The sequence below is a fragment of the Psychrobacter sp. AOP3-A1-26 genome, assembly GCF_052378235.1.
GTDB lineage: Bacteria > Pseudomonadota > Gammaproteobacteria > Pseudomonadales > Moraxellaceae > Psychrobacter.
Genome location: NZ_JBQSXN010000123.1, coordinates 1 through 5,409, shown reverse-complemented (window position 1 = coordinate 5,409; position 5,409 = coordinate 1). Strand labels below are relative to the sequence as shown.

At 44.6% G+C, this 5,409-nt stretch carries 5 protein-coding genes; 1 reads left to right on the top strand and 4 read right to left on the bottom strand.

Annotation, left to right across the window (positions count from 1 at the left end; genetic code table 11):
* Nucleotides 1-115: 115 nt before the first annotated feature.
* Nucleotides 116-631: an HPP family protein gene (locus tag ACT3TU_RS13400; RefSeq protein WP_318779324.1), complete on the bottom strand. Its 516-nt coding sequence runs from the start codon at nt 629-631 to the stop codon at nt 116-118.
* A 140-nt stretch (nt 632-771) separates the two neighbouring features.
* Between ACT3TU_RS13400 and ACT3TU_RS13395 the strand changes: the two genes are divergently transcribed.
* Complete coding sequence (locus tag ACT3TU_RS13395; RefSeq protein ID WP_192524746.1) at nt 772-1,509, top strand: NUDIX hydrolase; 738 nt, start codon at nt 772-774, stop codon at nt 1,507-1,509.
* A 193-nt stretch (nt 1,510-1,702) separates the two neighbouring features.
* Here the strand turns inward: ACT3TU_RS13395 and ACT3TU_RS13390 are convergent, their stop codons facing one another.
* The 3 genes from ACT3TU_RS13390 to nhaA form a co-directional block, all read right to left on the bottom strand.
* Nucleotides 1,703-3,058 carry an oxygenase MpaB family protein gene (locus tag ACT3TU_RS13390; protein ID WP_192524747.1) on the bottom strand — a complete coding sequence of 452 codons (1,356 nt, stop codon included), beginning with the start codon at nt 3,056-3,058 and terminating at the stop codon, nt 1,703-1,705.
* Nucleotides 3,059-3,106: 48 nt separating this feature from the next.
* A complete protein-coding gene (locus ACT3TU_RS13385) occupies nt 3,107-3,691 on the bottom strand; it encodes a DUF2799 domain-containing protein (protein WP_192524748.1) in 585 nt (194 codons plus the stop codon).
* Between the two features lie 90 nt (nt 3,692-3,781).
* A complete protein-coding gene (nhaA, locus tag ACT3TU_RS13380; protein ID WP_192524749.1) occupies nt 3,782-4,984 on the bottom strand; it encodes a Na+/H+ antiporter NhaA in 1,203 nt (400 codons plus the stop codon).
* Nucleotides 4,985-5,409: the final 425 nt, after the last annotated feature.

Below are 5,409 nucleotides of genomic sequence, written 5' to 3'. Positions count from 1 at the left end.
TAGTCTCTGTCAGTACCTTAGCTGAATTCTATACAGCCCCTAGGTTAAGGGTAAATACCGAGGCTTTAGATTGCTAATAACGAGGTCACTAATAACAAGATTACCAATAACAAGATTACCAATAACGAGGATAGTGTCTGCCGCGACCGATATTATTATAAATGAGTGCCACCATCACCAAGGCCAGCGCACCTATCAGCGTAGGGGTAACTAAAAAATGCCATTTGACCCCACCAAGCATGACGATTAATGGATTAGAGCCAGCAGGTGGATGCGGCACGCGAAGCAATAACATGAGCGCGATAGACGTACCGACCGCGAGTGCCAGACTCCACCACTCAATCCCAAATAAAGTCAAAAATGATAGACCCGTAAAAGTGGTGATAAAATGACCGCCGACGATGTTTCTAGGCTGGGCAAATGGGCTTTCTGGATAGGCGAAAATAAGCAAGCAACTGGCCCCAAATGAGCCCAAAACCATGGCGACATTTTGCCAGTTACCCAGTAGGGCGAGTATGGCAGTAGCAAAGGTACCGCCTACCCAAGCAAGGGCGATAATGAATAATGGCAATCTTTGCGGGCAATCATCGATTTTGCCTTGCATTTTATTCAATGAAAAAATCTTATCCACAAACTTATCCTAAATAATATATGAATGACAAAGTTGAAAAATTGATAATCAATATCAGTGTTTATGACGTGACTCGCTAATAGTTGATAACGAGGTTTAACAATGACGATTAATACTGATAAAAATATAAGGCAATAATAATGTTACTTCCCCCGCAGTCTGTAAGATTTGATGAATTGTCAGTCGCTGTACCCACTTTTATTCGTTACCCTACGCTCAGAAAGCTGGCTGAACGAGTACAGCGTGAGACCTTAAATACCATGAGCAGTCCAGTGAACAGTGCGCTTCATACTAGGTCTCCTCGTTTGAGTCTCTTAGACAGCTTGGCACAAACACCAGTTGCAGACGCCTCAGTATTGGTGGCTATCACCCATGAGCGCCATCCGAAGCTGCTATTAACACGCCGCGCCGCACATATGAACAGTCATGCTGGCGAGGTCTCCTGTGCTGGCGGTAAGTACGAAGTCGGCGATGGTAATAATGTCGTTACAGCCCTACGTGAAGCTTGCGAAGAGACCGCGCTCCCGCCCAATAAAGTCCAATTGCTCGGTCAACTGCCGATTCAAACCTCCAAAAGTGGCATGAGTGTCAGGCCTATTGTGGCGTTGATTGCTCCAGACTTAATCCTAGTGCCAGAACTTGGAGAAATCTCACGCATTTTTTGGGCAGATTTTGAAACCTTACTGACTCAGCCTACCGTCGAATACTCCATAGAATATACGTTGCAAGATGAGACGGCGACCATCCTCACACCCAGTTGGCAAGTGGATGGTGAGACGGTATGGGGTCTGACAGGACGAGTCATTGCCAGCTTGCTAGAAACTGGTTTTGATCGGCAGCTTGAATGGTATTACCGCATACAAGAATCACGGTTGTAGAGGTTGTTGTCTGAGCCTATAAATACTAAGAACCACTAGAAACCATAACCAATCACGTCTTTTGTGGATTTATTATAGTTATTGTAGACGTCATTGATAATGGTTTGATATATTCTATTTGGTAATAATAATATTCATTACCTAAATTATTTGGTTATGATTTATCTTTAATAGTTACTTCTTATCTATCTCCTTATTTATAATACTCATCGTTTTTCTTAAGCCACCAATTCATATTGTCTTGGCGTTTGGTGCGGAACGCTTCTAGCTTATCAGCAGCTCTGCTGTTGTGCTGGCGTGCAGTATCAAGCGCAAACAGAATCGGCACTGACGATAAGACGCCAAACCGTATTTTTGATTTTGGTAAGTTCAGCCCATCGCCAATATCGTCACCGACCAAGGTACGGGTCACGCTGGCATTGACCATCTCAACGAAGCGTCCACGGCGATTATCCTCACCCATGAGCTGACGCGGTAAATCGTGCAACGCTTTTGCCAATGGTTGTCCCATTTTAAAATCAAGTTGCTGGATCGATAAATAAGTATAGAGCCACTCCCAACAGGCCTCCTCATCTTTAGGCAAACGATCTAAGTCCACGCCCATCCAGTAACTGGCAAGATTCCAAAGGTGCAGAATGCCTTCGGCTTCCTCGGTACTAATACGAGCCCCAAGCAATCTTAATCCGCGCATAATCAACAACGAAAACTGTAAATGGGTCGCTATCATATCGGTTTGGTTGATAGGAATACCCCAGTAATCGGTGTTCCAGCTGCCATCAGGGTTATGGTGTTGATCGGCACTTTCTATCACACCTGTGGCAGCTTTTGCCTTACCTTTAAGTAGATTCTGGCGTACCAATGTGTGGATTTGACGTACTTTAATAGACTGCCGCCAGCCCTCAGAGCCGATGGCCAATACTTGCTCAATAGAATGGGGGTTATTGTTCGGAGTAGAGTGTAATGGTGGATGTTCAGAGACGGCCAAGATATAAGCATAAGTACGCATCAAGCGTGGTAGGGCATCGTGCATCAGTGCGCCAGTTTGAATCAACGGTAAGGATAATGCAGGGATACTGTAGCCTGCCATCAGGGCGACGTTACGCAACAGCCAAATGAGCATCAGCGGATAACGACGATAGGCGACGGCACCAATTTGGGCAAGTTTTGGGTCAAACCACTTAGGATGGTGGCTGAATTGCTCGGTTAATGCACTAAATGAGGAGTTATTTGCAAGGTTGGGGTCGAGCTGATAGTTACTATCATCGATAATAAATTGCTGTAAAGGTTTTGCAAAACGAATACTCTTAGCCGCTAGAGCATCAGTCAGCGGATCGCCTATGTCATAGCCTGCTACTATCTCATTTAGTAGGTTTTGCGAGATAACAAAATTTTTGGGCAATAAATACCGCTTAATCCGTTTTAAAACTTGTAAATCACTATGGTCGTCAATCGCGGTGGTGCGGCCATGACGCTGATAAGATGCTACTGACGGCTGTTTGCGGTTTAAGGTATTAGCAGTCTGTTTATTACTGATATTGATTGAATCCATATTTATCAAATGCCTTATTTTGAGGCCATTTCACAATGCCAGCACGCCCTAATATCTATTTAGCTGGTTTAAATAATCTAATTGTCTTTGTGTGGTATTGATACGGCGCTCGGCTTGGCGAAGCTCCTTGGCCAGCGACAATAATCGCTTGCGTGCTTCTTTTTCGTTAGCAAAACCCAGCATCTCACCAGACTCTAGCTTGTCGAACTCTTCTTGGTGTTCATTTAAAAGTCGCTCATCTTTGTCTAATTGACTCTCCAAGGTATAGTAATCAAGGCCGCGCTGGTTTGCTTGTTGCAGCGAGCTTACTAGGGCTACAGGACAGACATTATTTAGTTTACGACCACGGCGACCGATGTTATAGGCGCTATTGGTTGTACAGTACTGTTTGAGTCCTGACTGACGTCCGCGCTCCCACGCTCGATAGCCAGGAGCGACACCAGTCTTGGCGCAGGCTTTGGCATGTGAGGCTAGGCGGTCTGAATGATAACCTGCCACGCCGTCGTTGTAGCCAATAGCCTGCCAGTCGCCGAGCATACACTCTTGCTTAGAGAGAGTGGCACAGCCTGACAGTAAAAAAACGCCCCCAAGGATAGGTAGACTTAATGTCAGCCGCCTTACAAACCGTAGCATGTGTATCTCCTGTGGTGGTTCATTCAAATCAACAGTCGTCTAACTACAGTTGCCTTTTACCAAGGCGACTGTGATAAGCTCGTCATATCATTAAGACGGGCGGGTTAAATCGACTGATGTACCGCTGATACTGTCTTTTAAACTAAACTTAAGCATAGTATAACCGGCGATACCAGATACGATAGAGCCCATGGTGATACCCAAACGCTCATCGAATAATGGCGTTGCACCGCCAAAGGCCAGACCTCCGATGAACAAACTCATCGTAAAGCCCACACCGCACAATAATGCCGCACCGTAGATTTGCTTAAAGTTCATACCTCTTGGCATGGTAGAAAAGCCCAGTTTAAAGATTACCCAGCACATAATCATCACGCCCATTTGTTTACCGATAAATAAACCGGCAGCAATACCAAGTGGTACGGAATGGAATAACTCAGCAAAGCCTGCACCTTTTAATGAGATGCCTGCATTGGCAAAGGCAAATAATGGCAAAATCCCATAAGAGACGGTGTTTTGTAGATCGTGCTCCAGCTCTTCAAGCGGCGAGTGCTCAGGATCGGTACGGTCAAATAAAGGGATAAACAATGCCAATACTACCCCTGCTAATGTCGCATGAATACCAGACTTTAGGACAGCAATCCACATAATCACACCAATGAGCAGATAAGGGGTGATACTGGTCACGTTACGGCGGTTGAGTAGATATAAAAACGGTAGGCATAAACCTGCGATAGCCAATGAACCGAGCGATAAGTCACTGGTATAAAATAAGGCAATGATGATAATAGCGCCAATATCATCAAAGATAGCAATAGATACCAAAAAGACCTTTAACGAGTTTGGTACGCGGTTGCCCAGTAAACTTAATATACCAAGGGCAAAGGCGATATCAGTCGCTGCTGGGATGGCCCAACCTTTCCAAAACTCAGGTTCACTGTAGTTAAAGAGGAGGTAAACAATGGCTGGCATAATCATGCCGCCGAGTGCCGCCCCCGCTGGCAAGATGATTTGCTTGACGTTGGACAGCTCGCCGATCAAGACTTCGCGCTTTAGCTCAAGCCCCACCAAAAAAAAGAAAATCGCCATTAGACCGTCATTGATCCAGTGGTGCGCGTCTTTGGCAATAGCGAACTCGCCGATTTGAATGGCTACGGGTGCGTTGATAAAGCCTTCGTACCACACATTGAGAGGGGAGTTGGCAATGATCATTGCAGCAACGGCAGCCAATGCTAGGACAATACCACCCGCTGCCTCAAATTCAAAAAATGCCTTAATCCTTCGTAGTGCCATATCATCCTCATTTGCTAAATACAATTTACTAAAAATGATTCACTAAAAGCAAATCAATAAGTCATTCAATAACTTCAAATATCCATACTCCCACTTTCGAGGGCGGCACAGATAGACCATAACAGTTTCTCATATTCTTATTCATATAAACAACAAAGAGTATAGGTGAAATAGGAGATGTTTTTACTTTGTACCTACAATAAAATAGCCGCCAGTCGTTGAGTATTTTTGATAAGACGGTGTTTTATGGTAAGTATCTAACCAGCTGTTAGACAAATCTAGCAGACTTTGTCACGTTTTTGGTTTTTTTTACGGTTTTATCTTTATAATGAGCGATATTTTGTACCTTAAATCACTTTTCTAGGGCGTTTGCTCATTTTTAGCCCAGTTCCCAAAGCCAACTTCTCAGGCTTTCTCTTTTTATT

What these genes read in the sequence shown, in the direction of transcription:
- ACT3TU_RS13395 (WP_192524746.1), top strand. Translation starts at nt 772, where the DNA reads ATGTTACTTCCCCCGCAGTCTGTAAGATTTGATGAATTGTCAGTCGCT.
- ACT3TU_RS13390 (WP_192524747.1), bottom strand. Translation starts at nt 3,058, where the DNA reads ATGGATTCAATCAATATCAGTAATAAACAGACTGCTAATACCTTAAAC.
- ACT3TU_RS13385 (WP_192524748.1), bottom strand. Translation starts at nt 3,691, where the DNA reads ATGCTACGGTTTGTAAGGCGGCTGACATTAAGTCTACCTATCCTTGGG.
- nhaA (WP_192524749.1), bottom strand. Translation starts at nt 4,984, where the DNA reads ATGGCACTACGAAGGATTAAGGCATTTTTTGAATTTGAGGCAGCGGGT.